The sequence below is a fragment of the Leisingera sp. M527 genome (genome assembly GCF_025141525.1).
Classification (GTDB): domain Bacteria; phylum Pseudomonadota; class Alphaproteobacteria; order Rhodobacterales; family Rhodobacteraceae; genus Leisingera.
The window spans coordinates 4,251,358-4,274,149 of the sequence record NZ_CP081037.1 but is presented as its reverse complement, the minus strand read 5'-3'; the positions used below and the strand labels follow the sequence as shown (position 1 = coordinate 4,274,149).

The window sequence follows — 22,792 nt, the reverse complement described above, 5'->3', positions numbered from 1 at the left end:
AATAGTATTACATCTACACATAAGAGAGTTAGATGCAGACCATATTCGCCCAGCACGCCCGCCTGCCCCAAGGATGGGCAGAGAACCTCCGGCTGACGATAGAGAGCGGCCGGATTTGCTCATTGGAATCCGGTGCCCAGCCGCAGCCGGGCGACGCGCGGGCAGATGTGCTGCTGCCGTCGCTGGGCAATCTGCATTCCCACAGCTTTCAGCGGGCGATGGCGGGAATGACCGAATACCGCGCTGCGGGCAAGGACAGCTTCTGGACCTGGCGCGAGTTGATGTACCGGTTCGTGGACCGCATCACCCCGGAGCAATACGAGGCTATCGCTGCGCTGGTTTTCATGGAGATGCTGGAAGCCGGCTATGCCTCCGCGGGCGAGTTCCACTATGTCCATCACCAGCCGGGCGGTGCGCATTTTGCATCACTGACCGAGCTTAGCGAGCGGGTGTTTGCCGCCGCCAGCCAGACCGGTATCGGTCTCACCCATCTGCCTGTGCTCTATACCTACGGCGGGGCGGGAAAACAGGCTCTGAATGGGGGCCAGCAGCGGTTTGGCAATTCGGTTGCGGAATTCTCTGAATTGGTCGCCCGGGCCCGCAAAATTGCTGCGCGGGATCTGGCGCAGGACGCCTGCGTCGGCATCGCACCGCACTCGCTGCGCGCCACCTGCCCCGAGGACCTGGCAGCAGTGCTGCAGATCCAGGACGGGCTGCCGGTGCATATCCATATCTCCGAGCAGCCAAAAGAAGTCGCCGACATCAGTGATTGGCTGGCTGCACGTCCTGTCGAATGGCTGCTGGACAACGCATCCGTCGATGGTAAATGGTGCTTGATCCATGCCACCCACATGACAAGCGCTGAGACCGCCGGCATGGCGCGTTCGGGAGCGGTCGCAGGGCTGTGCCCGATTACAGAGGCAAACTTGGGCGACGGCCCGTTCAACGGGGGAGAGTATCTGGCGAATGATGGCGCGTTCGGGGTTGGTTCAGACTCTAACGTGCGGATTTCGCTGTCCGAGGAGTTGCGCACGCTAGAGTATTCCCAACGTTTGCGCGACCTGGCCCGCAATGTGCTGGTACCGGGAGCAGGCTCGGTAGGGGAAACGCTGTATTTGGGCGCAGCCAAAGGCGGCGCGCAAGCCTTGGGCCGGGATGCCGGCCGGATCGAGGAAGGCGCGCTGGCGGATCTAGTGGCCATCGACAGCAGCGTCCCGGCGCTCTGCGCGCTGAAGCCGGAGCAGATGCTGGACGGGCTGTGTTTTGCGGCAGGCGACGACACTGTGACGGATGTCTGGAGTGCCGGCCGCCATGTTGTGCAACAGGGCCGCCATATCGCACGCGACAGTGTGGTTGCGGGATACCGGACCGCGATCAGGGACCTGCTGAACAGTCTCTAAACAGGCAAAATCCGCAGCTGGATAACCACGCCGCCATCGGAGATCCTTCCGCTGGCGGTGCTTTCCAGGACGATCCCTTCGCCTGGGGCAAAGTGCCCCTGGCCTGCAAGATTCAGGCTGCCGGTTACAACAAAGAACACTTGGCTGCCTGCAGCATCGGGCAGCGCGCCGTCTCGCAAAATTGCGACGTCTGCCGTGACCCGCACCGGATCGTAGATCACGTTGAAAGCCTTGCAGGGCCCTTCGCGCAGACGGCTGTCCAAATCCAAGCCGCCATCGAAACACAGCGGTTTCAGCGGCCACGCTTGCAGCTGTGTATCGTTATTTGACAGTGTGTGGCCCGCGCCCTCCACGATGCAATGGATGCGGGCAAGGCCCGGAAAGGCGGAAAACGGGCCGCTGCGCGAAATTTCCGCCAGGCTGAGACGCCAGATCAACTGGCCATCTTCCTGATGCAAGGCCAATTCGCGGGTCACACCGCCGCCGTTCTTCCAAGGCACCGGCTGGGCAGTCAAAGCGGAGATGCGCATCGGCGGGTCCTGTGGGAAACTGAATAAGCGTAGACATAAATCCTGATCACGCCTGCTTGCAAGCCTTTCACCAGCCCGGACAGTTTCCCCGCTGCCGCTATTTGATTGACCACCCCCCCGCCCCGGCGCTATGGCGGCGGCATGGAAAAGAAGAAACCCTCCCGCCAGCAAGTCTATACCCTGCTTGTCCAGATCGGACGCAAGGACGGCGACGGCCTGCCTGATGGCGCCACTGGCGCGGCGCTGATGATCTATGCCTCCGGCGTGGACGAGGCCGAGGCGGTGCGCGAAACCGTGGCGATTCTGAAACAGGCCGACACCGCTCCGCTGGATGTGACCGGATACGGCACCCTGGAAGAACGTGAGGCCGAAGGCCATGAGATCGGTGATGAAGAACGCGCGCTGATGCAGCGGGCACTGGAGGAAAACGCCGTGATCGTTGCCCAAATGACCCCGTTCTTTGACGGCGAGGAGCCGGTTTTCCACTAACTCCGCAGGTCAGTTCTGGCTGCCGAACCATTTACGGTAAAGGGCGTCATAACTGCCGTCTTCCTGCATCGCCAGCAACACCCGGTTGGCATCTTCCACCAGCGGCGAGCCGGCCGGGAACACCAGCCCGTAATTCTCGCGCAGGAAGGGCTGGCCGATGGTTTGGCCGTATTGATGCCCGCCTTGCTGTACATAGAAATTCAGCACCGGCGCATCAAAAACCAATGACTTCACCTCACCGGATTCAAAGGCGGCCAGCATCTCTTCCAGACCGCTAAAGGCGGAATAGTCGATCTCGCGCCGGTCAAGGAACCCGGCTGCGGTCGATCCGCCAATGGTTGCAACCGATCTTCCATAAAGATCGTTGACCGAGTTCACCGAGCCACTGATCGCCTCCACCGTCATCACAGCAGTGATCTTGGCGACAAAGACCGAGACGACGAACAGCGACGACACAACCAGCACCACGCCGAACATCCGCCCTACCGGCGTGCGCGGCACCCGTTCCTCAAATCCGCCGTTCACCACCAGATTCAGCGCCCACCAGAAGGACGGAAACCAGGCCTCTTTCAGGGGGCGGTCGAAATAGGGCTGGGCGCGGCGCTCGAAAACCCACATCAGCATGCCGCCGCCGAACAGCAGCAGGAAGGCAATGCCGATGGCGGCAGCCAGATCCCAGGACAATAATGCCCGCATCAGGGACGGCTGGCGGATTTCATCGGCCTGCACCAAGATCTGCAGCCCGCTTTCAAAAATCGGATGGCTGAAATCCATCGCAATTTCGCGCGATGCGGTGATGGAGATATTGGCTGCGGCCAGATCCGCCTCGCCGCTGCGCACCCCCTCCAGCATCTCCGCAAAGCTGTTCGTGCGGTTAACCTGGTAGTCCCAGTCCAGCCGCGCCGCCAGAATTTTCAGGAGTTCCAGGGAAAAGCCGGTGTCGCGCCCCTCCTCCAGCATGGAAAAGGGCGGCCGGGTAACCGTGTTTACCGTCAGCACCTGCGCAGACAGCAATTGCCCCCAAAGCAGGAACAGGGCGGCGGTGGTCAGGCGAAGATACAGCACGGAAACGCTCGGGTCAGGCCTCTGGGATGGTTTTAACGTCCTTAGGCGGTTCCCCTTTTTCACGCAAGCACCTTGGCAGCTGAGACCTGCATCGAAGCTGCGGATGTGTCAGGCGGTCCGCCGTTCGGCCAGCACTGCGGCGTCAAAGGCCCGCAGCACCGGGAATTTCGGCTGCCGGTGCTGGGGCAGGGCTGCGGCGCCCAGCGGTGCCAAAAGGCTGGCAGCCAGCCGCTGGGGATCGCGGCGCAGACGGCCCAGAAACAGGCTTTCGGTCATGGCGCCTGCCGCCAGCAGCGGTTCATGATCCGGCAGCACCGCCTGGCAGTAGGTGATCAGCGGGCTGCTGCCTGGCGCGCCCGGCAACGCGGTGCCGGTCCCCAGCAGATTGCCCGCCGGCACCAGAACCGCAGGCTGGCCGAACAAATACTCCACCTCGGATCCTGACAGCACCAGCCGCTGAAACGGTGCCACGTGAATATCCCGCTGCAGCCCGAAATAGGGCGCCCTGAGCCGCACCGGCGCAAAGGAGCCTAGCGCCGGCACCTGCCGTTCGATCACATGCAAGACCGGCACCGCCTCACCGCTGCTGGTCAGAACCAGATCACCCCGCTGCAAACCATTCAGCGCACTGTAGCCTTCAGGTGTGGCAATCGGGGTGGACGGCAGCAGCGCCGGGGCCGGACCGGCCGGCTCCATGCAGCTGGAGAACGCCACGTATTCTACTGCCGGCGCCACATAACCCAACGGTCCGGTCAGCGCCTGCAGATCCCGCAGCCGCCAGGGTTTGGGTCCAGCCAGTGCAGCAATCTGCATCTGGCTGCCGTCCGGCTGCTCCAGCGTCAGCCGCCCTGTGCGGGCAGGTGCATCCCAGGCATAAAGCAGCCGCAGCCGGCCGGTACGCCCCAGGCTGGTTGGATTAAGCGTCTGGTGCAGCACGGAACCGCTTTGCTCCAGCACAAAACTTAAGCCGCCGCCCGGCACCGCCTGCAATGCCAGTTGCAACGGCCAATCGCCGCCTTGAGAGTAGAGAAGAAGCGGCTCTGGCCGTGCGCTTTCCGGCAGCTGGAATTCCAGCATGATTGTGCCGCGCACCAACAGGCCGTCGCTGTCAGATACCCCCGCTGTCAGCAGCACCTGCGGATCGCTCCAGCTGTGGCCGCTGCCAAAGACCGCAAACCAGCCCACCGGCGTCAGGCCGCCTGGATCGCGGCCAGCAGCCGTCCTTCATAGGCTTTAAGCGCAGGCCGCGCTGCGACGCTGTAACCCGCGCCGGTTTCCGGATCCAGTTCCGGGAACAGCGCGCAGATCTCCTCTGCCACCGGCCGATCGAACAGGTTGACGATCTGCGGGCCGGGCAAAAAGCTCTCAGTAGCAAGACCTTCGGAGTAAATCACTTGATGACGGTCGAACATCAGATGCACATAGGTGACTTCGCCGCCCGGACAACGTGCCACACTGCGCCCATTGACCAGATCCTTGGCGGCCACCAGCACCTCTTCCTCGCCAAAAAACAATTCAGCATGGGCGCCGCGCACCAGCACCCGGTGCTGCGGAGAAACCATCAGTTCGCCATGACGGCCAAACGTATCCGCGGCAATTCGGATCGGCGCAAAATCATCTTCTGCCGCCACCGATCGCCCGCCGGTCCAGCACAGCACCTGCGCACCATCGTCGCGGGTCTCCACCAGATCACCGGGCTTCAGATCCTCCACCGGCACCTCGCCATAGGGGGTCCGGATCCGGGTGCCCGCCACGAAACAGGGGATCGAGCTGGCATTGACAAAGCCGGTATCGGAATTGACGCCATTGGTCACGCCATAGGTAAAGTTGAAGTCCTCAACATCGCCATCACCGATCAGGGTCAGCGTGCCATCCGCGTTCAGCTGCACCTCTTGCCCGGTATTAAGCGTCACCACGGACCCGGCTGTCACGGCGGTGCCGTTGATATGGGTGATGGTCAGGCTGCCGCCGGAATTGTTCACATCATTGGCCAGAACGTCGATGGTCTTGCTGCTGTCCGGTGCAACAAAAACCTTGTCGGTCATTGCCACCAGATCGGTCTGCACCGAATCTGCGGCGATCAGCAGGTTACTGTCGTAGCGGCTGTCGCTCACATCGGCGATGCCGATGCGGATGTCGTTCACCTCACCGGGGTTGACACGCATCGTCAGCGTCATGGTCAGGGTAAGCCCGTCCATCTCGGTGTTGAAATCGTCGCCGGCGTTATCGAGATACAGATTCTCGTTGATAGAGGAACTGATGTTGCTGGGATTGGCCTGGCCGTTGCCGATTTCCATCAACACCTGTTCGCCATTGACCCAGACCGCCACCACGTCCTGATAGACCGAGTTTTGGAATTCCGGAAATTCTTCGGAGGAAAAGACGAATTGCATCGTCATCACATCCGAATCGGGAATGAAGCTCACATCCAGATAGGAAGCATCATAAGTATTGGTGCCCGCTGCGGCATTGAAATCCGCGTTGTTGCTTTCGCCAGGTGTGTTGGTCGAGGTTTGGGTGGACCGGTTAGGGTCGCCGCCGGAGCGGGTGAAATGGCTGGCCCGCCCGGTCGACAGAATGACACCTGAATCGCTGGGTGTTGCGCCCGGCGCCAGGGCATCGCCATTTGAATAGATCGCCGAGGACTGGCTCCACCCAGAATAGGAAGCGCCGACAACAGTGGCTCCATCGCCAAAAATTGTTTGCGCCATCTGCGTTGCAGAGGCATTTGTCTGATAATTGAGTTCAGCGCCTGTTGCCATGATTTGCCCACCTCTTGCCTGTCAGAGGCCGGACAAACGAGAGACACAGGCCTGCACCTGCTGTCAATTACAGGCGCGCCGCGGCTGCGCACAGCTTGCTCCTGCTTGGCCTTTGCGGCCCTTGTTGCTCGTTTGGTTGCCCTGCCTCGGGTCATTATTAACAAAGCCTTAACATAAAATTTTACGTGAGTCAGATTGGCCTGGGCGCATCTGCAAAACCGCAGCTTTTGCGCCACATTCTCTGCTGCAGCGGCGAATTGCACCGCGCCCCGATCCGCGCTAGGCCTGTGCGCACTCGTAATTCAGGAGCCCGCCGATGCCGCAAACCGATCCCGCCCGCCTGACTGCCGACCTGATCCGCTGCCCGTCGATAACGCCCGAGGAAGGCGGCGCGCTGGTGCTGCTGGAGAAATTGCTGAGCGGCGCAGGTTTTGAGTGCACCCGAACGGACCGCGGTGACGTTTCCAACCTGTTTGCCCGCTGGGGCGCCAAGGGCCATGACAAAACATTTGGCTTCAACGGCCACACCGATGTGGTGCCGCTGGGGGATGAGGCCGCCTGGACCATGCCGCCCTTTGGCGCCGAAGAGAAAGACGGTTTCATGTACGGACGCGGCTCCACCGACATGAAGTCGGGGGTTGCCGCCTTTGCCGCTGCCGCAATTGATTTTGTGCGGGATACACCGCCGGACGGTGCCATCATCCTGACCATCACCGGCGACGAGGAAGGCGACGCGGTGGACGGCACCACCGCGCTGCTGGACTATATGGACCGCGAAGGCGAGCAGATGTCGGTCTGCCTGGTGGGGGAACCCACCTGCCCCAATGAGATGGGCGAGATGATCAAGATCGGCCGCCGCGGCTCTCTCACAGCATGGTTCACAGTCACCGGCGTGCAGGGGCATTCGGCCTATCCGCACCGCGCCAACAACCCGCTGAACGCGATGGCGCGGCTGATGGACCGCCTGGCCAGCCATGAGCTGGACCAGGGCACCGATCATTTTGATGCCTCGACGCTGGCGGTCGTTACCATCGACACCGGCAACCCGGCCACCAATGTGATCCCGGCACAGGCGGCCTCAACCGTCAACATCCGCTTCAACGATTCTCATAGCGGCGCCAGCCTGAGCGCGTGGCTGCAAGGCGAGGCCGGCAAAGTGGCCGCCGAATTCGGTGTTGAAATCGGGATTAAGGTGAAAGTCTCCGGCGAAAGCTTCATCACCCCGCCGGGTGAGCTGTCAGATCTGGTTTCAGCGGCGGTGGAGGCGGAAACGGGCCGCAAACCTGACCTCTCGACCACTGGCGGCACGTCGGACGCGCGGTTTGTGAAAAACCACTGCCCAGTGGTAGAATTCGGGCTGGTCGGCAAAACCATGCATCAGGTGGATGAACGGGTGGAGGTCGCCCAGATCCACCAGCTGAAATCCATCTACACCCGCATTCTGCAGGATTTCTTTGCATGAGCCTGAGCATGGCTGTCACCGACGACCTTGAGACCTGCTTTGCTCTGCGCCACCAGGTGTTTGTGGTAGAGCAAGGCGTGCCGGTGGAAGAGGAACAGGACACGCTGGATGCCTCTGCCACCCACCTGCTGGCCGTTCAGGACGGTGATCCGGTGGGAACCGCGCGGATTGTCTTCAAAGGCGACACCGCCAAGATCGGCCGGGTCTGCGTGCTGCAGTCTACCCGCGGCACCGGGCTGGGCGCCAAGCTGATTGAAGCGGCGGTGGAAACCGCGCGGACCAAACCGGGCATATCCAAAGCCAAGCTGGGCGCGCAGCTCCATGCCATCGGGTTCTATGAAAAGCTCGGGTTCACTGCCTTTGGCCCGGTCTATGACGATGCCGGTATCGATCACCGGGACATGCTGCGCGATTTCACGTGAAACGCACCCTGATCATCATGGTCAAGGAGCCGCGCCCGGGCCGGGTCAAGACCCGTCTGGGCCGGGATATCGGCGTGATTCCGGCAACCTGGTGGTTCCGCCACCAATCCGCCCGGCTGATACGGCGATTGCGCGATCCGCGCTGGCAGATTGTACTGGCGGCAGCTCCCGACATCGCGGTGAATTCAAAGGTCTGGCCCGCTGATCTGCCCCGCCTGCCGCAAGGCAGCGGCGACCTGGGTCAGCGGATGAAGCGGATGCTGCAATCTGTGCCTGGTCCTGCCTGCCTGATCGGCGCTGACATCCCCGGCATCACCCGCCCCCATATCGCCCGCGCCTTTGCAGTCCTTGGTGAACACGACGCCGTCTTCGGCCCCGCGGAGGATGGCGGTTACTGGCTGGTGGGCGCCAAGCACCCGGCCCGCCTGCCCCACGGTCTGTTTCAAAACACCCGCTGGTCAACGGAACACGCGCTGGCTGATACCCTGCAGACCCTGCCCGGATACCGCATCGCCTTGACCGATACACTGCGCGACGTCGACACCGCTGCCGATCTGCCCCGCCGCTAAGCTGCGCTTTTCACCATGACGCCGCCCCCGCGCCATGCTACGCGGGAAGTATGAGCCGTATTCCCTCCAAGGCCGAAATCCTCGACTGGATCTCCGCCAACCCGACCCATACCTCCAAGCGCGACATCGCCAAGGCCTTTGGCATCAAGGGCGCCGACCGCATCGACCTCAAGCGCATCCTCAAGGAGCTGGAGGGTGAGGGCCATTTGCAAAAGCGCAAGAAGACCTACCGCGACCCGGACCAGCTGCCGCCGGTGACCGTGCTGCAGGTAAAGGCGCCGGATGCGGATGGCGACCTGTATGGTCGGCCGCTGGAGTGGCATGGCGAAGGGGTGGAGCCGGTTATTCTGGTCCTCCCCCGCGCCTCAGATCCGGCCCTGGGCGAAGGCGACAAGATCCTGGCCAAGCTGCAGCTGGTGCCGGATCAGGACCACAACTATGAGGCCCGGCTGATCCGCCGCATCGGCAGCAACCCGAAACGGGTGCTGGGTATCTTCCGCGCCGGTTCCGAAGGCGGGCGGATTGTGCCGATCGACAAGGCCGCCTCCAGCGAATGGATGGTGGCCCCGGACGCCATCAACGGCGCCAAAGACGGCGAGCTGATTGAGGCCGAACAGGCAGGCCCCAAGGGCCGCATGGGCCTGCCGCGCGCGCGGATCGTGGAACGGCTGGGCGACCCGGCAGCGCCCAAGGCGGTGTCGCTGATTGCCATTCATCAGCATGGTATCCCCGATCACTTCCCCGATCCGGTCATGGCCGAGGCTGATGCCGCCAAACCGATGGGACTCAAGGGCCGCGAAGACCTGCGCGAGCTGCCGCTGGTCACCATTGATCCGGCGGATGCACGCGACCATGACGACGCCTGCTATGCCCAAGCCGATGATGACCCGAAAAACCCCGGTGGCCATGTGATCTGGGTGGCGATTGCCGATGTGGCCGCTTATGTGCGCCCCGGCTCTGCGCTGGACCGCGAGGCGCGCAAACGCGGCAACTCCAGCTATTTCCCGGACCGCGTTGTGCCCATGCTGCCGGACCGGCTGTCGGGCGATCTGTGTTCCTTGCATGAAGGGGTGCCGCGCGCCTGTATTGCCGTGCGGATGCAGGTGGACGCCGATGGCAACAAGATCGGACACCGGTTTGTACGCGGGCTGATGCGCTCTGCCGCCTCGCTGCATTACGCCGAGGTGCAGGAGGCCATTGATGGCACTCCGAATGAAAAAACCACGCCTTTTGTGGAAGATGTGATCAAGCCGCTTTTTGCCGCATATCAGGCTCTAAAAAGAGCGCGTGCGGTGCGGGAACCCCTGGACTTGGACCTGCCGGAGCGCAAAATCATCCTGGATGACGCTGGTCAGGTCACCTCGGTTGCCTTCCGGGACCGGCTGGATGCGCACAAGCTGATCGAGGAGTTCATGATCCTGGCCAATGTCGCCGCGGCAGAGACGCTGATCAAGAAACGCTCGCCGCTGCTGTTCCGGGTGCATGAGGAACCGGCGCAGGAAAAGCTGGAAGCATTGCGCGAAACCGCCCGCGCGGCGGGGTTGAATCTGGCCAAGGGCCAGGTGCTGCAAACCCGGCATCTGAATGCGCTTCTGAACCACGCGGCGGGAACCGATGAGGCGGAGCTGATCAACATCTCCACCCTGCGGTCGATGCAGCAGGCTTATTACAATCCGGAGAACTTCGGCCATTTCGGCCTGGCACTCAAGAACTACGCGCATTTCACCTCGCCGATCCGCCGCTATGCGGACTTGATCGTGCACCGCTCGCTGGTCTCCTCGCATGGCTGGGGCGACGATGGGCTGGACGAAGCCCAGATCGAACGGCTGGAGGACACCGCCACCCATATCTCTGACACCGAACGGCGGTCGATGATTGCTGAACGGGACACCACCGACCGTTATCTGGCGTCCTACCTCAGCGAACGGGTGGGCAATGAATTCGAAGGGCGGATCAGCGGTATTGCCCGGTTCGGGGCCTTCGTGAAACTGGATCAGACCGGCGCCGACGGATTGGTGCCGGTGCGCTCAATCGGGCGGGAGTTTTTCCATTTCGACGCCCAGGCCGGCACGCTGATGGGGGCCGATACGGGCATGACCCTGGCCATCGGCCAACGGGTCACCGTGCGGCTGGTGCAGGCGGCACCGGTGACCGGCGGGCTGGAGCTGGAGTTGCTGGCAATTGAAAACCTGGAACTGCCCAAGGGCGGCGGATCCCGCAAAGGCGGACGGCGCAGCCCGGCAGGCCGGACTGTCAAGCGCAAGGCAGCAAAGTCCAAGCACAAAGGCGCCAAAGTAAAACGCAAAGTTGAGCGCAAACGGCGGGAATAAGCAGCTGTCCCCGCGGGGACAGACTGGTTTTTGATCAGGCTGAGATCTCTAACGGCGGCCGGATACGGTAGGTCAGCGCGCGCTTGATCAGCCAGCCATGGCGAAGGGGTTCGACCTCGGCGGGATCGTTGAACAGAACTGCACGGGTGCCCTCGAACCGGTCCCAGGCCGGGAAAGCACTGGCAAACTCCGGAATCAGCCGGCTTTGGCAATGCACAAACAGCGCAAAACGCGCGCCCTTGGGCACCCCCAGCCTGAGGGTGGTGCCGGTTTTGCGCTCGGCGGTGAGATAGGCGGGCTGGCCCCAGCGCAGGGCTTCCTCGATCCGCCCGGCCTCTGGCGTTTGCGCCGCGGTGTCAAAGATCAATCTGCGCAGCACCAGCAGGCCGGCGCGGGCCTGCGGGTCCAGCACATCAAAGGCGGCCTCAATTCCGGGATTGGCAAAGGGCGGGGTCATGGCAACGGCACCGTTTCAAACACACGATCAACATAGGGCTGCAGGACCGCATCGTCGAGGATACGGCTGACCAGCGGGGTGCGGACAGGTGTTGTCCCCATCCCCTGCAGCATGGAAGCGACGCTGAAATCGGCACTGGAGATCTGGGCGCCAAACAGGAAATCCTGCCCTTTCAGCAAATCGGCGAGCGCCCGCAGATCCTGGTCCAGACGCTGACTGCGTTCGGTCTCACTGAACCGGGCAGTGCCCTGGAACATCAGCCCGTTATGGACCGACTTGCGGATTGAGCTGGTCACCGGGCGGCGGATCAGGGCCGGGATCTCGTGAAAGTAGCTGTCGCGGATCGTCGGCCAGACCGTATCATTGTCCCAGCGGTCGCGCACCACGTGGAAGTAAAGCGTATCCTCGGACATGCGGATCAGCACTTGCGCCTGGGCCCGGTCCCGTGTTCCGAGTGCAGCATCAAAATCCGTGCCCTGCTGTTCCAGCCAAACGCGGATTGCGCTGCTGTCCGGCACCAGCCCGCCTGGCGTACGCAGCACCGGCAGCTTGCGGTGCGGCATCTTCCGGGGGTCGTTCAGGTCTTCACGGGTCCAGGTTTGGCCAGCATAGGCCAGCAGCAAGGCTGCCTTGACGCAAAACGGGCTGAGGCTGAAAACGGTGCCATTTCGGGGATAGGTAAGAAGGGTCAGCATTCCGGGCTCCTGTCATCTCGGGTTGCTGACAGCCTAAATCGGCCTGGTGACAAAAACTGTCATCAGTCGTAGAGAGAATGGGCCATGTCCCGAACCCACCGCCTTTTCCAGCTGATGCAGGCCCTGCGCCTTGGACCTGGACCGCATACTGCGGCACGGCTGGGCGAGGAACTTGGGGTATCCGCCCGCAGCATTCACCGTGACATCGCCACCCTGCGTGAGATGGGTGCCGTGATCGACGGCGAGGCGGGTTATGGGTTTACCCTGATCGAGGACAACGCGCTGCCGCCGATGGGGTTTCGCGACACCGAGTTGGAGGCGCTGGTCCTCGGCCTGCGCGAAGTTGAACAGATCGGCGATCCCGAGCTGGCCACCGCGGCCTCGGAAGCGCTGCGCAAGCTGCAGGCGCGGCTGCCGCCGCGGCAGGCGCACCGGCTGCGCCACGCCGTGCTGGCGCCCTACCGTTTCGACCGGCCCATTCCGCCCGCGATTTCGGCGCAGGAATTGCGTCAGGCCACCTGGGACGAGGTGGAGGTGCGCTTTGGCTATACTGACGGGCATGGCGCAGTGACCGAGCGGCAGGTGAAGCCGCTGAGCGTGGTTTATTTCGACCGCTCAACGGTGCTGATTGCCTGGTGCTGCCTGCGCGAGGCAATACGCGTGTTCCGGCTGGACCGGATGCAGACGTTGGAAGTCACAGGGCAAAGCTTCCGCCCGCACCGGGTGCCGATGCTGCGGGACGCGCTGGAGCAGTTCCGCCAAGAGCACCGGCAGGCGGCCCGCCGCACATGCAATGACTGACCTCTTTACCCGGACGGCACCGCCGCTAGACTGGAGGGGAGCAGTGATAATGAGGTGCAACATGCGCAAATGGGTTGCAGCGTCCCTGGTAGCAGGCGGCGCCATGGCGGCAGAGGCCGCACCGGACAATTCCCTGAGGCCCGCCCAGCGGCCAGGGCTTCTTGAACAAGAGGTACAGGGCGAAGCCATTCAATTGGCTGCAGCCACAGCCATGCGACCTGCGGCAAGGCCAGCTGCCGCCATCCAAGAGCCTGAGCTTGCCGCTGCTGACCTGAATTTCCAAGGTTGGATCAAAGCGTTCCGTAGCCGTGCCAAAGCGCAGGGCGTCAGCGCACCGGTGCTGGACAGCGCCTTTGCCGGGGTCAGTTATGATACTGAGGTGATCCGCCGTGACCGCAACCAATCGGAATTCACCAAGACTATCTGGGACTATCTGGACAGCGCCGCCTCGGAGTTGCGGGTGAAGAACGGCAAGGCGGCACTGCAGGCACAGCGCGCCCGGCTGGATCAAATCGAAGCAACCTATGGCGTCGAAAAAGAGATCGTGGTGGCTGTCTGGGGATTGGAAAGCAGCTATGGCACGTTCCGCGGCAAGATGGATGTGATCCGTTCCTTGGCAACACTGGCCTTTGACGGGCGGCGCGGGGCGTTTTTCGAGGGTCAGCTGGTGGCCGCACTGAAGATCTTGCAGGCCGGAGATGTCGCCGCCCGCAAAATGACCGGCAGCTGGGCCGGTGCGATGGGACACACCCAGTTCATCCCGACATCGTATCTGGATTATGCAGTGGATTTCACCGGCGACGGCAAGCGCGACATCTGGTCGGACAATCCGGCTGATGCGCTGGCCTCAACCGCGGCTTACCTCAAGAAATTCGGCTGGGTGAAAGGCCAGCCCTGGGGCGTGGAAGTGGCGTTGCCTAATGGGTTTGACTACACTCTGGCAGACCGGGAGATCGAGAAGCTGCCCGCCGACTGGGCAGCACTTGGCGTCGAAGGATTGGATGGGCACCCGGTCGCTGATCACGGCCCCGCCGCGATCCTGTTGCCTGCGGGCAGTACCGGTGCAGCCTTCATGATCTTTGGAAACTTTGCGGTACTGGAGCGCTACAACACTGCCGACGCCTATGTTATCGGTGTCGGTCATCTGGCCGACCGGATCAAGGGCGGCGCGCCGATCCAGGGCAGCTGGCCGCGCAGCGACCGGGCGCTGACCCTGTCCGAACGGGAAGAGATGCAGCAGCGGCTGACCCGGGCAGGTTTTGACACCGAGGGCATTGATGGCAAGATCGGGCCAAAGACCATTGGCGCGGTGCGTGCCTATCAGGTCGCCAAAGGCCTGACGCCGGACGGATATGCCTCACCAAGGCTGCTGGAAAATCTGCGGTAGCAGGAGGGGGCCAGCCCCCTCTTGGCCTTACGGCCAATTCACCCCCGGGATATTTTTCGCCAGATGAACAAGGGAAAGGCCCCGCTTGGCGGGGCCTTTGCTGGTTTGAAGGTCAGGCAATCAGATCAGCCGGGGGACATGCCGCGCAGGCGCTCGGAGCGGCGGCGCAGCATCTCTACCGCAGCCAGCAGCATGATGGAGATTGCAACCAGCAGGGTTGCCACAGCCAGAATGGTTGGCGAAATCTGCTCACGCAGGCCGATGAACATCTGCCAAGGCAATGTCTTCTGCCCGGCTGAACCAACAAAGAGCACCACGACAACTTCGTCAAAAGAGGTGATGAAGGCAAACAGGCCGCCCGAAATAACCCCGGGCAGGATCAGCGGCATTTGCACCCGGAAGAAGGTGGTGACCGGATCCGCACCCATATTGGCCGCGGCGCGGGTCAGGGAACGGTCAAAGCCAACCAGGGTTGCGGTCACCGTGATGATCACAAACGGAATGCCCAATGCCGCGTGCGCCAGCACCACACCAATGTAGGTCCCCTGCAGGCCAATACGGCTGTAGAAGAAATACATGCCTGCCGCGGAGATGATCAGCGGCACGATCATCGGCGAGATGAGGATCGCCATGATTGCCCGGCGGAAGGGCACATGCGGCTGGCTGAGACCGATGGCGGCGAGCGTGCCGAAAGTGACCGAGACAATGGTCGCCATCGGCGCGATCTTCAGCGAGTTCCACATCGCGGACTGCCAGGAGTCATTGCTGAAGAAGTCGCGGTAGTGTTTCAGCGAGTATCCTTCGGGATCCAGCCGCAGCATTTCCGGCGTGAACGTGAAGAAGTCCTGCGCGTTGAAGCTGAGCGGGATGATCACCACGATCGGCGCGATCAGGAAAAAGAACACCAATCCGCAGATGACCCGGAAGGAATAGTACCAGGCACGCTGGCCGGTGGTTGCATAAGGAGGAAGTGCGCTCATGTCCGTTATCCCAGCTTCACGTTATCGATGCCGACGATCTTGTCGTAGACCCAGTAGAGGGCCAGAACGACCGCCAGAAGGATTGCGCCCAGTGCCGCGCCCAATCCCCAGTTGCCCGACGTCGAGATGTGGTAGGCGATCAGGTTCGAAATAAAGGTGCCTTTGGTGCCGCCGACCAGAGCCGGAGTGATGTAGTAGCCAACAGCCAGGATGAAGACGAGGATCGACCCGGCGCCGATGCCCGGCACGGTCTGCGGGAAGTAGACGCGCCAGAACGCGGTCCAGTCGGTTGCCCCGAGGGATTTGGCGGCACGCAAGTAAGACGGGTTGATTGTTTGCATCACCGAATACATCGGCAGGATCATAAACGGCAGCAGGATATGGGTCATCGCAATGATGGTGCCCAGCTCGTTGTTGATAAGAACCAATCGGTTGGCATCATCCACCAGTCCGATCCAGACCAGCGTGTCGTTGATCACCCCCTGCTGCTGCAGCAGGATTTTCCAGGCGGAGGTCCGCACCAGAAGCGATGTCCAGAACGGCAGCAACACCAGGATCATCAGCAGGTTTGCCTGGCGTGTGGGCAGGTTCGCCAGGATCCAGGCAACCGGGTACCCCAGCATGATGCAGCTGAAGGTGATGATCAGGGACATCCGCATGGTGCGGATCAGCATGGTGTTGTAGATCCGTTCGTTCTCCGGGCGGATCTCAGCGCCTTCAGCCCCCAGACGCATATCGACTGCGTTCAGAAAATAGCCTGAAGTGAAAGTGCCGGAATAGGTCTTAATCGTCCGCCAAAGCTCAAGATCGCCCCAGCCGTCGTTCAGTTCTATAAGTTTTTCGCGGAAGGGGCCGTCGTTTGCGATATCCCAATTCTTGACCTTGCGGCCGGACTTGCGGAACACAGACGAGAGGCCCGGGTTTTCATAGTTCAGACGCTTGGCAACTTTGGTGTGGGTCTTCACGTTTGCCGCCTCTTTAAGGTCGGCGGCCAGAGCGGCAAAAGCAGCCTCCTCCGGCAGTTGACCCGATGCAGGGTCCCAGTCTGCCAGAACTTCAACCGTGCGGGGCAGTGTATCCTCGACAATCCGGTTCTCTACCGACCGGAACAGCATGTCCGCAACCGGGAGGATGAATGTTATAAGGATGAACAGCAAGAGCGGCGCGATCAGCAGCAGTGCGCGCAGCTTCTGCATGCGCAGTGCGCGCGCCAGGCTGCGCTTCAGCGGCCTGCCGTCGGCCGCCAGCACCGGGCCGGATTGGGTAATATCACTCATTGGGTTCCCCGTCGGGTCTTTATTTTTTTTGGGCAGGGGGCCTGTTTCTTTCAGGCCCCCTGCAGTATCTCGGATACGGTCAGATTACTTGGCCAGCCACGCCTGGAACTTGCCGTTCAGGTCATCGCGGTTATCTGCCCACCATTCGTAGTCATAGACATGCACGTTGCCTGCATTGGCCGGATCAGTCGGCATATGCGGGGCCATGTCGATACCCAGTTCAGCGTGCTTGCCAACCAGCGGCGCCGAGGAGGCACGGGCCGGACCGTAGGAGATGTAAGCGGCCTGATCGGCCAGACGCTGTGTGTCGGTGGCGAACTTCAGGAAGTCCATCACGCGCGCCTTGCGGTCTGCAGGCAGTCCAGCCGGAACAACCCAGCCGTCCAGGTCAAAGGACTGCATGTCCCAAAGCATGCCAATCGGCTGGTTCTGTTCTGCGATTGCCGAGAACAGGCGGCCGTTAAAGGTCGAGCCCATGACAACTTCGCCGTCGGCCAGCAGCTGCGGAGTTTCCGCACCAGCAGTCCACCAGACAACCTGGTCCTTGATGGTGTCGAGCTTGGCCAACGCACGCTCCACACCTTCGTCGGTGCCCAGAACGTCGTAGATCTCATCCTTGGCGACGCCGTCGCAGTAAAGCGACCATTCCATGTTGTCGATCGGGCGCTTCTGCAGCGAGCGCTTGCCCGGGTACTTTTCGGTATCAAAGATCGCGCAGACGGTTTCCGGCTTGTCGATCAGGTCGGTGCGATAGCCGAATGTCGTCGAATAAACGATCTGCGGCACAAAGCAGTCACTGACAATCAGGTCGCCGAAATCTTCGGAGGCCAAGGAGCCGTCGGGCGCTGCTGCCAGATCTTCGTCATGGTTGATTTCTTCGGCCAGGCCTTCGTCGCACAGGCGCATGGAGTCGGAGGCCACAGCGTCCACCAGGTCCCAGGTCACATTGCCGGCTTCGTTCATGGCGCGGATCTTTGCCACGGCCTCAGCCGAGCTTTCGTCCCAGATCACCTTAACGCCGGGGTTAGCGGCCAGATAGGGTTCCACATAGGCTTTCTGCTGGCTGGCCTGGTAGGCGCCGCCCCAGGATACCAGTGTCAGCTCATTGGCCATTTCTTCGGCAAAGGCCGAAGGGGCGCAAAGGGCGGTGGTCACCGCCAGTGCAGACATTTTGCTGAGTTTCATAGAGAGTCTCTCCTTGTTGAAATTCACAGATGTGAGAATCCCCCCGGTCATTCGTCTGCCGGGGGTTTGCGCGTGCGGATCAGGCGTCCAGCGCGCGGCAGTCTTCCGGCAGCCAGCCGATTTCGATCTGCTGACCGGGCTGAAGACGGACTTGGTCCGGGGCGTTCCGGGTCTTGATGATGAACTCATCATTGCCGGCCACCCGCAGACGGGTGCGGAAGATGTCGCCCATATAAATGAACTCCAGCACTTCCGCCTTAAGTGTATGAACACCTTCCTGCAGGCGTTCCTTGTTGTATTCCACCCGTTCGGGGCGGATCGACACGCGGGTGCGCTCGCCAGGGCGGGACACGTTGACCGGTTTGCAGTCAATCAGTTCACCATCGTCCAGCTGCACCAGGGCAATACCGTTGTTGATTTCCTTGACGGTGCCTTCCAGCGTGTTGTTTTCACCAATGAACTGGGCAACAAAGCTGTTGTCCGGGCTTTCATACAGCTGGTCCGGCGGCGCGATCTGCTGGATCCGGCCATCATCGAACACGGCGACACGGTCGGACATTGTCAGCGCTTCGGTCTGGTCGTGGGTCACGTAGACCACGGTGATCCCCAGGCTGTGCGCCAGATGGGTGATTTCGAACTGCATTTTTTCGCGCAGCTGCTTATCAAGCGCGCCAAGCGGCTCGTCCATCAGAACCAGTTCCGGTTCAAACACCAGCGCGCGGGACAAGGCGACCCGCTGCTGCTGACCGCCCGAAAGCTGCGACGGGCGGCGGCCGCCAAAAGCGCCCATTTCCACCATGTCCAGCGCACGCTTCACCTTGGCTTCGCGCTCGGACTTGCCGATCTTGCGGACTTCCAGCGGAAACGAAAGATTCTCTGCAATCGTCATGTGCGGGAACAGCGCATAGTTCTGGAACACCATGCCGATGCCCCGCTTATGCGGCGGGATGTTGTTGATTGACGTTCCGCCCAGGCGAATGTCGCCATGGGTAGCGGTTTCAAATCCTGCCAGCATCATCAGGCAGGTTGTCTTGCCCGAACCGGACGGGCCAAGCATTGTCAGAAACTCGCCCTTGGGCATGGTGAGGTTGAGGTCTTTGACAACGAGATTTTCGCCATCATAGCTCTTTTGGACACGTTCGAATTCAACGAACGCATCGACGTTTGACGCATCAGCCAAAGCAGGCTCCCCGTAGTTTTGTCATTCTGGCAGATTTGCTCTGCACTTATTCGAAGTTAATCACACCGAAGCTATCAAGCGCTAGGTATGAAAAAAATATTCTTTCCATGGCGAGTGTACGAAATTCGTACTTCGGCCGCTCCCCAAGAAGAAATGAACATCCTTAGGGAACCCTAGTCCTGTTCCGGCATGCGACATCGGACTTTTTGCGACGCAGCTCGGACATTTTGCGCCACACTCTGCAAAACACCAGCCTGAAAACGACCTTTTCAATTCCCCTACCGAAGAAAACGGCCCGGCAACACTGCTGCCGGGCCGGGATGAGTCGCGGATGGAAACGGCACCATTGCGGTACCCGGGAGGGGAATCAGGCGCTGTGCAGCAAGTCCTGCGCCTTCAGTTCCGCATAGCATTCATCCAAGGATTTGGAGGCGCGTTCGATCAGAACGTCGATTTCCGCGGGCGTGATCACAAGCGGCGGCGAAATGATCATCCGGTCCCCGACATGACGCATCACCAGGTTGTTGGCAAAGCAGCGCTCGCGGCAGATATAGCCGACAGTGCCCGCCTCCGCGGCAAAACCCGCGCGGGTCGCTTTGTCCGGGGTCAGCGCGATGGAACCCATCATGCCGGCGATCCTGGCCTCTCCCACCAGCGGATGATCCGCCAGCGCTTCCCACTTTTGTTTGAGATACGGCGCGGCCACATCGCGCACATGGCCAAGGATGTTCTCCTCCTCCATGATGCGCAGGTTTTCCAGCGCAACAGCTGCCGCCACCGGATGGCCGGAATAGGTGTAGCCGTGGTTGAACTCATCCCCGGCAATCACCGAGGCAACTTCGTCGCTGACAATCGAGCCGCCGATCGGCGCGTAGCCGGAGCTAAGCCCCTTGGCGATGGTCATGATGTCAGGGCGGATGTTCAGGGTCTCGCTGCCGAACCAATTTCCCGTGCGCCCGAAACCGCAGATGACTTCATCTGCAATCAGCAGGATCTCGTATTTGTCGCAGATGCGCTGGATTTCCGGCCAGTAGCTGTCCGGCGGCACGATCACCCCGCCTGCCCCCTGCACCGGCTCCGCAATAAAGGCGGCAACGCGGTCTTCACCCAATTCCAGGATCGCCTCTTCCAGCGCGCGCGCGCGCTGCAGGCCGAATTCCTCCTCCGGCATGTCGCCGCCCTCAGCCCACCAATGCGGCTGGTTGATATGGTGGATATCCGGGATCGGCATACCGCCCTGGGCATGCATACCGCTCATCCCGCCCAAGGAACCGCTGCCGACCGAGGAGCCGTGGTAGCCATTCTTGCGGCTGATGATGACCGATTTCGCAGGCTTGCCCTTTAGCGCCCAATAATGACGCACCATGCGGATGTTGGTGTCATTGGCTTCGGAGCCGGAACCGGCAAAGAACACATTGTTCAGATCACCAGGCGCCAGTTCGGCAATCTTGGCGGCCAGCGCGATGGCCGGAACATGAGTGGTTTGAAAGAAGGTGTTGTAATACGGCAGTTCACGCATCTGACGGGCGGCGACCTCGGCCAGCTCATCCCGGCCATAACCGATGTTGACGCACCACAGGCCCGCCATCGCATCCAGGATCCGGTTCCCCTCGCTGTCGGTCAGATGAACGCCATCGGCGCGGGTGATAATGCGGGCGCCCTTCTGCGACAGTTCGCCATTAGCGGTGAACGGGTGCATGTGATGGGCGGCGTCCAGCGCCTGCAGCTCGGCCGTCGGCATATGGTTGGTGATAACGGTCATGGGACTCGCTCCTGAGAATGACTGATTGGCACCAGAATATGATCAAATTCCCAGGTGTCAATCGAATCAGTTTGCAGCCTGCAGCCCCTGAACCACATGCTCCATACCCTCGTAGACGTCCCGCTCCATCGCCAATGCGGCCATTTCCGGGTCCTGCCGCTGCAGCGCCTCCAGTATGTCCTTGTGACGGTCCGGGAAGCTTTGCGTGCCGAGCCGCCCGCTGACCACCCGCAGCGAGGGGCCGAAGCGCAGCCACAGCCGGTCGGCAATGTCACTGAGAATAGGTGCATCCGCATGGGAATAAAGCGCCGTATGAAAGCTGTAGTTTTGCACCAGGTACCCCGCCACATCGCCTGTCGATATGGCCTTGTCCAACGCAGTATCGATGGCCACCAGCTGCGCTATACTCGCTGCGGCAATGCGCAGCGTTGCCCGGCGCGCAAGTTCGCATTCTATTGTTTTTCTGGCAAAAATAAGCTCCTCAAGGTCACCGGGCCCCAACAAGGGCACCGATACGCGGCGGTTGCCCTGGAACACCAGCGCCCCATCCGATATCAGCCGCCGGATCGCCTCTCGGACCGGTGTCATGCCGGCTCCCAGCGTCTCCACCAGCCCCTGGATTGTCACCGCTTGGCCGGGCACCAGTTCGCCGAATAGAATCTGCGACCTGAGTGTATGATAGACGATCTCATGCGCGGGCGGTTTTGCAGGGCTTTCCTGTGCCGCAACGGGTGGTGAAGTGGTCTCGGTCACCTGGGGTTTTCCTCCTCGGTTTTGGCCAGCTTGCACCATCCGGAGCCAAGTGAAAACATAAAGAGTATTGCCGAACGCGACAAAACTTGATCAAATCCTTTCACAGCCGGACCCGGAAGCCGGCATGCACAGGGAGAAATTCATGACACTGAAAACGATGACCATGACCGCCGTCGTTGCCCTTGGCACGGCCGCCGCTGCTACTGCGGAAGAGGTACGCGTCTACAATTGGTCGGACTATATTGACGAAAGCCTGCTGAAAAAATTCGAAGCCGATACCGGCATTGACCTGATCTATGATGTCTTTGACAGCAACGAGGTTCTGGAAACCAAGATGCTGGCCGGCGGATCGGGCTATGACGTTGTTGTGCCGACCGGATCGTTCATGGCGCGCCAGATCCAGGCCGGCGCCTTTCAGAAGCTGGACCCGTCGAAACTGGCCAATGCCGGCAACATGTGGGACGCGATCGAAGAACGCACGGCCCTCTATGATCCCGGCAATGAGTATTCCATCAACTATATGTGGGGCACCACCGGCATCGGCGTGAACATCGCCAAGGTCAAGGAAGCCCTGGGCGAAGATGCCCCGATCGACTCGCTGGAGCTGGTGTTCAACCCGGCCAACATGGAAAAGCTGGCCGGCTGCGGCGTGCATTTCCTGGACGCCCCGGATGAGATGATCCCGGCGGCGCTGAAATACATTGGTGAAGACCCCAACAGCATGGACGCCGATGTGGTCGCCAAGGCGGAACCGGTGCTGCAGGCGATCCGCCCTTACATCACCAAGTTCCATAGCTCTGAATACATCAACGCACTGGCCAACGGCGATATCTGCGTGGCCTTCGGCTGGTCCGGCGACATTCTGCAGGCGCGCGACCGCGCAGCCGAGGCGGAAAATGGTGTCGAGATCGCGTTCAACGCCCCCAAGGAAGGCGCGCTGATGTGGTTCGACCAGATGGCAATTCCGGTCGACGCCCCGAACCCCGAAGGTGCCCATAAGTTCCTGAATTTCATCATGGACGCGCATAACATGGCGGCGGCGTCCAACTATGTCTATTACGCCAACGGCAACAAGGCGAGCCAGGAGTTCCTGGAACAGGATGTGATCGGCGATCCGGCGATCTATCCTGGCCCCGAGACCGTCAAAAACCTGTACATCAAGGAAGGGTATCCGCCGAAAGTGCAGCGCAAGGCCACCCGCATGTGGACCAAGGTCAAATCCGGCACCTGATCAGCCGTACCTGACCCGCGGGGCGCATCCGCCGCCCCGCATTTCCTGACGCGCC

The 22,792-nt window shown here is 61.3% G+C and carries 20 protein-coding genes and 1 pseudogene; 9 read left to right on the top strand and 12 right to left on the bottom strand.

The features are described from left to right. Positions 1-32 precede the first annotated feature (32 nt). Positions 33-1,400 carry a formimidoylglutamate deiminase gene (locus K3555_RS21020; protein ID WP_260006918.1) on the top strand — a complete coding sequence of 456 codons (1,368 nt, stop codon included), beginning with the start codon at positions 33-35 and terminating at the stop codon, positions 1,398-1,400. Here K3555_RS21020 and K3555_RS21015 read toward each other — a convergent pair. Further along, positions 1,397-1,930 carry a HutD family protein gene (locus tag K3555_RS21015; protein WP_260006917.1) on the bottom strand — a complete coding sequence of 178 codons (534 nt, stop codon included), beginning with the start codon at positions 1,928-1,930 and terminating at the stop codon, positions 1,397-1,399. The two genes, K3555_RS21020 and K3555_RS21015, sit on opposite strands and share 4 nt — an antisense overlap. A 141-nt stretch (positions 1,931-2,071) precedes the next feature. On the opposite strand from K3555_RS21015, the gene K3555_RS21010 reads away from it, so the two are divergent. Continuing rightward, complete coding sequence (locus K3555_RS21010) at positions 2,072-2,419, top strand: hypothetical protein (protein WP_024092300.1); 348 nt, start codon at positions 2,072-2,074, stop codon at positions 2,417-2,419. 9 nt (positions 2,420-2,428) lie between these two features. Here the strand turns inward: K3555_RS21010 and K3555_RS21005 are convergent, their stop codons facing one another. From K3555_RS21005 to K3555_RS20995, 3 genes are all read right to left on the bottom strand, one after another. Next, complete coding sequence (locus K3555_RS21005) at positions 2,429-3,484, bottom strand: transporter substrate-binding domain-containing protein (protein ID WP_260006916.1); 1,056 nt, start codon at positions 3,482-3,484, stop codon at positions 2,429-2,431. A 108-nt stretch (positions 3,485-3,592) separates the two neighbouring features. Beyond that, the gene (locus K3555_RS21000) at positions 3,593-4,669 is read right to left on the bottom strand and encodes a Hint domain-containing protein (protein WP_260006915.1); all 1,077 of its coding nucleotides are present in this window, start codon (positions 4,667-4,669) and stop codon (positions 3,593-3,595) included. A 5-nt stretch (positions 4,670-4,674) separates the two neighbouring features. Further along, positions 4,675-6,246 (bottom strand): Hint domain-containing protein, encoded by a 1,572-nt coding sequence (locus tag K3555_RS20995; RefSeq protein WP_260006914.1) that lies wholly within the window; start codon positions 6,244-6,246, stop codon positions 4,675-4,677. A gap of 316 nt (positions 6,247-6,562) precedes the next feature. Here K3555_RS20995 and dapE point away from each other — a divergent pair, with 316 nt between their 5' ends. The 4 genes from dapE to rnr are packed head-to-tail and all read left to right on the top strand — an operon-like array spanning position 6,563 to position 11,029. Further along, entirely contained in the window at positions 6,563-7,708 is a 1,146-nt protein-coding gene (gene dapE, locus K3555_RS20990) for a succinyl-diaminopimelate desuccinylase (RefSeq protein ID WP_260006913.1), read from the top strand. After that, positions 7,705-8,130 carry a GNAT family N-acetyltransferase gene (locus K3555_RS20985; RefSeq protein ID WP_259988881.1) on the top strand — a complete coding sequence of 142 codons (426 nt, stop codon included), beginning with the start codon at positions 7,705-7,707 and terminating at the stop codon, positions 8,128-8,130. The genes dapE and K3555_RS20985 overlap by 4 nt, the downstream gene beginning before the upstream one ends. Further along, positions 8,127-8,699, top strand: coding sequence for a TIGR04282 family arsenosugar biosynthesis glycosyltransferase (locus K3555_RS20980; RefSeq protein ID WP_260006912.1), 573 nt, complete (start codon positions 8,127-8,129; stop codon positions 8,697-8,699). Before K3555_RS20985 ends, K3555_RS20980 begins: the two co-directional genes overlap by 4 nt. A gap of 50 nt (positions 8,700-8,749) precedes the next feature. Further along, on the top strand, positions 8,750-11,029 hold the full coding sequence (gene rnr / locus K3555_RS20975; RefSeq protein ID WP_260006911.1) for a ribonuclease R: 2,280 nt from the start codon (positions 8,750-8,752) through the stop codon (positions 11,027-11,029). Positions 11,030-11,063: 34 nt separating this feature from the next. Here the strand turns inward: rnr and K3555_RS20970 are convergent, their stop codons facing one another. Next, positions 11,064-11,486 carry a DUF1801 domain-containing protein gene (locus tag K3555_RS20970; RefSeq protein WP_260006909.1) on the bottom strand — a complete coding sequence of 141 codons (423 nt, stop codon included), beginning with the start codon at positions 11,484-11,486 and terminating at the stop codon, positions 11,064-11,066. Further along, positions 11,483-12,181, bottom strand: coding sequence for a glutathione S-transferase family protein (locus K3555_RS20965; RefSeq protein ID WP_260006907.1), 699 nt, complete (start codon positions 12,179-12,181; stop codon positions 11,483-11,485). Before K3555_RS20965 ends, K3555_RS20970 begins: the two co-directional genes overlap by 4 nt. A gap of 84 nt (positions 12,182-12,265) precedes the next feature. Between K3555_RS20965 and K3555_RS20960 the strand changes: the two genes are divergently transcribed. Both K3555_RS20960 and K3555_RS20955 read left to right on the top strand, forming a co-directional pair. Further along, positions 12,266-12,982: a YafY family protein gene (locus tag K3555_RS20960; RefSeq protein ID WP_259988871.1), complete on the top strand. Its 717-nt coding sequence runs from the start codon at positions 12,266-12,268 to the stop codon at positions 12,980-12,982. A 61-nt stretch (positions 12,983-13,043) separates the two neighbouring features. Further along, a complete protein-coding gene (locus tag K3555_RS20955; protein ID WP_260006906.1) occupies positions 13,044-14,369 on the top strand; it encodes a lytic murein transglycosylase in 1,326 nt (441 codons plus the stop codon). A 125-nt stretch (positions 14,370-14,494) separates the two neighbouring features. On the opposite strand, the pseudogene K3555_RS20950 reads toward K3555_RS20955, so the two are convergent. The 6 genes and pseudogenes from K3555_RS20950 to K3555_RS20925 form a co-directional block, all read right to left on the bottom strand. After that, a pseudogene (locus K3555_RS20950) lies at positions 14,495-15,340 on the bottom strand (ABC transporter permease); the annotation flags it as partial. Positions 15,341-15,354: 14 nt separating this feature from the next. After that, on the bottom strand, positions 15,355-16,626 hold the full coding sequence (locus K3555_RS20945; RefSeq protein ID WP_259995524.1) for an ABC transporter permease: 1,272 nt from the start codon (positions 16,624-16,626) through the stop codon (positions 15,355-15,357). 84 nt (positions 16,627-16,710) lie between these two features. Continuing rightward, a complete protein-coding gene (locus K3555_RS20940; protein WP_259988865.1) occupies positions 16,711-17,811 on the bottom strand; it encodes an extracellular solute-binding protein in 1,101 nt (366 codons plus the stop codon). A gap of 79 nt (positions 17,812-17,890) precedes the next feature. Further along, positions 17,891-18,991, bottom strand: coding sequence for an ABC transporter ATP-binding protein (locus K3555_RS20935; protein ID WP_259988863.1), 1,101 nt, complete (start codon positions 18,989-18,991; stop codon positions 17,891-17,893). A 367-nt stretch (positions 18,992-19,358) separates the two neighbouring features. Continuing rightward, complete coding sequence (locus K3555_RS20930; RefSeq protein ID WP_260006905.1) at positions 19,359-20,753, bottom strand: aspartate aminotransferase family protein; 1,395 nt, start codon at positions 20,751-20,753, stop codon at positions 19,359-19,361. A gap of 66 nt (positions 20,754-20,819) precedes the next feature. Next, entirely contained in the window at positions 20,820-21,506 is a 687-nt protein-coding gene (locus K3555_RS20925) for a GntR family transcriptional regulator (RefSeq protein ID WP_260006904.1), read from the bottom strand. 142 nt (positions 21,507-21,648) lie between these two features. On the opposite strand from K3555_RS20925, the gene K3555_RS20920 reads away from it, so the two are divergent. Further along, the gene (locus K3555_RS20920; protein WP_259988858.1) at positions 21,649-22,737 is read left to right on the top strand and encodes a polyamine ABC transporter substrate-binding protein; all 1,089 of its coding nucleotides are present in this window, start codon (positions 21,649-21,651) and stop codon (positions 22,735-22,737) included. Positions 22,738-22,792 lie beyond the last annotated feature (55 nt).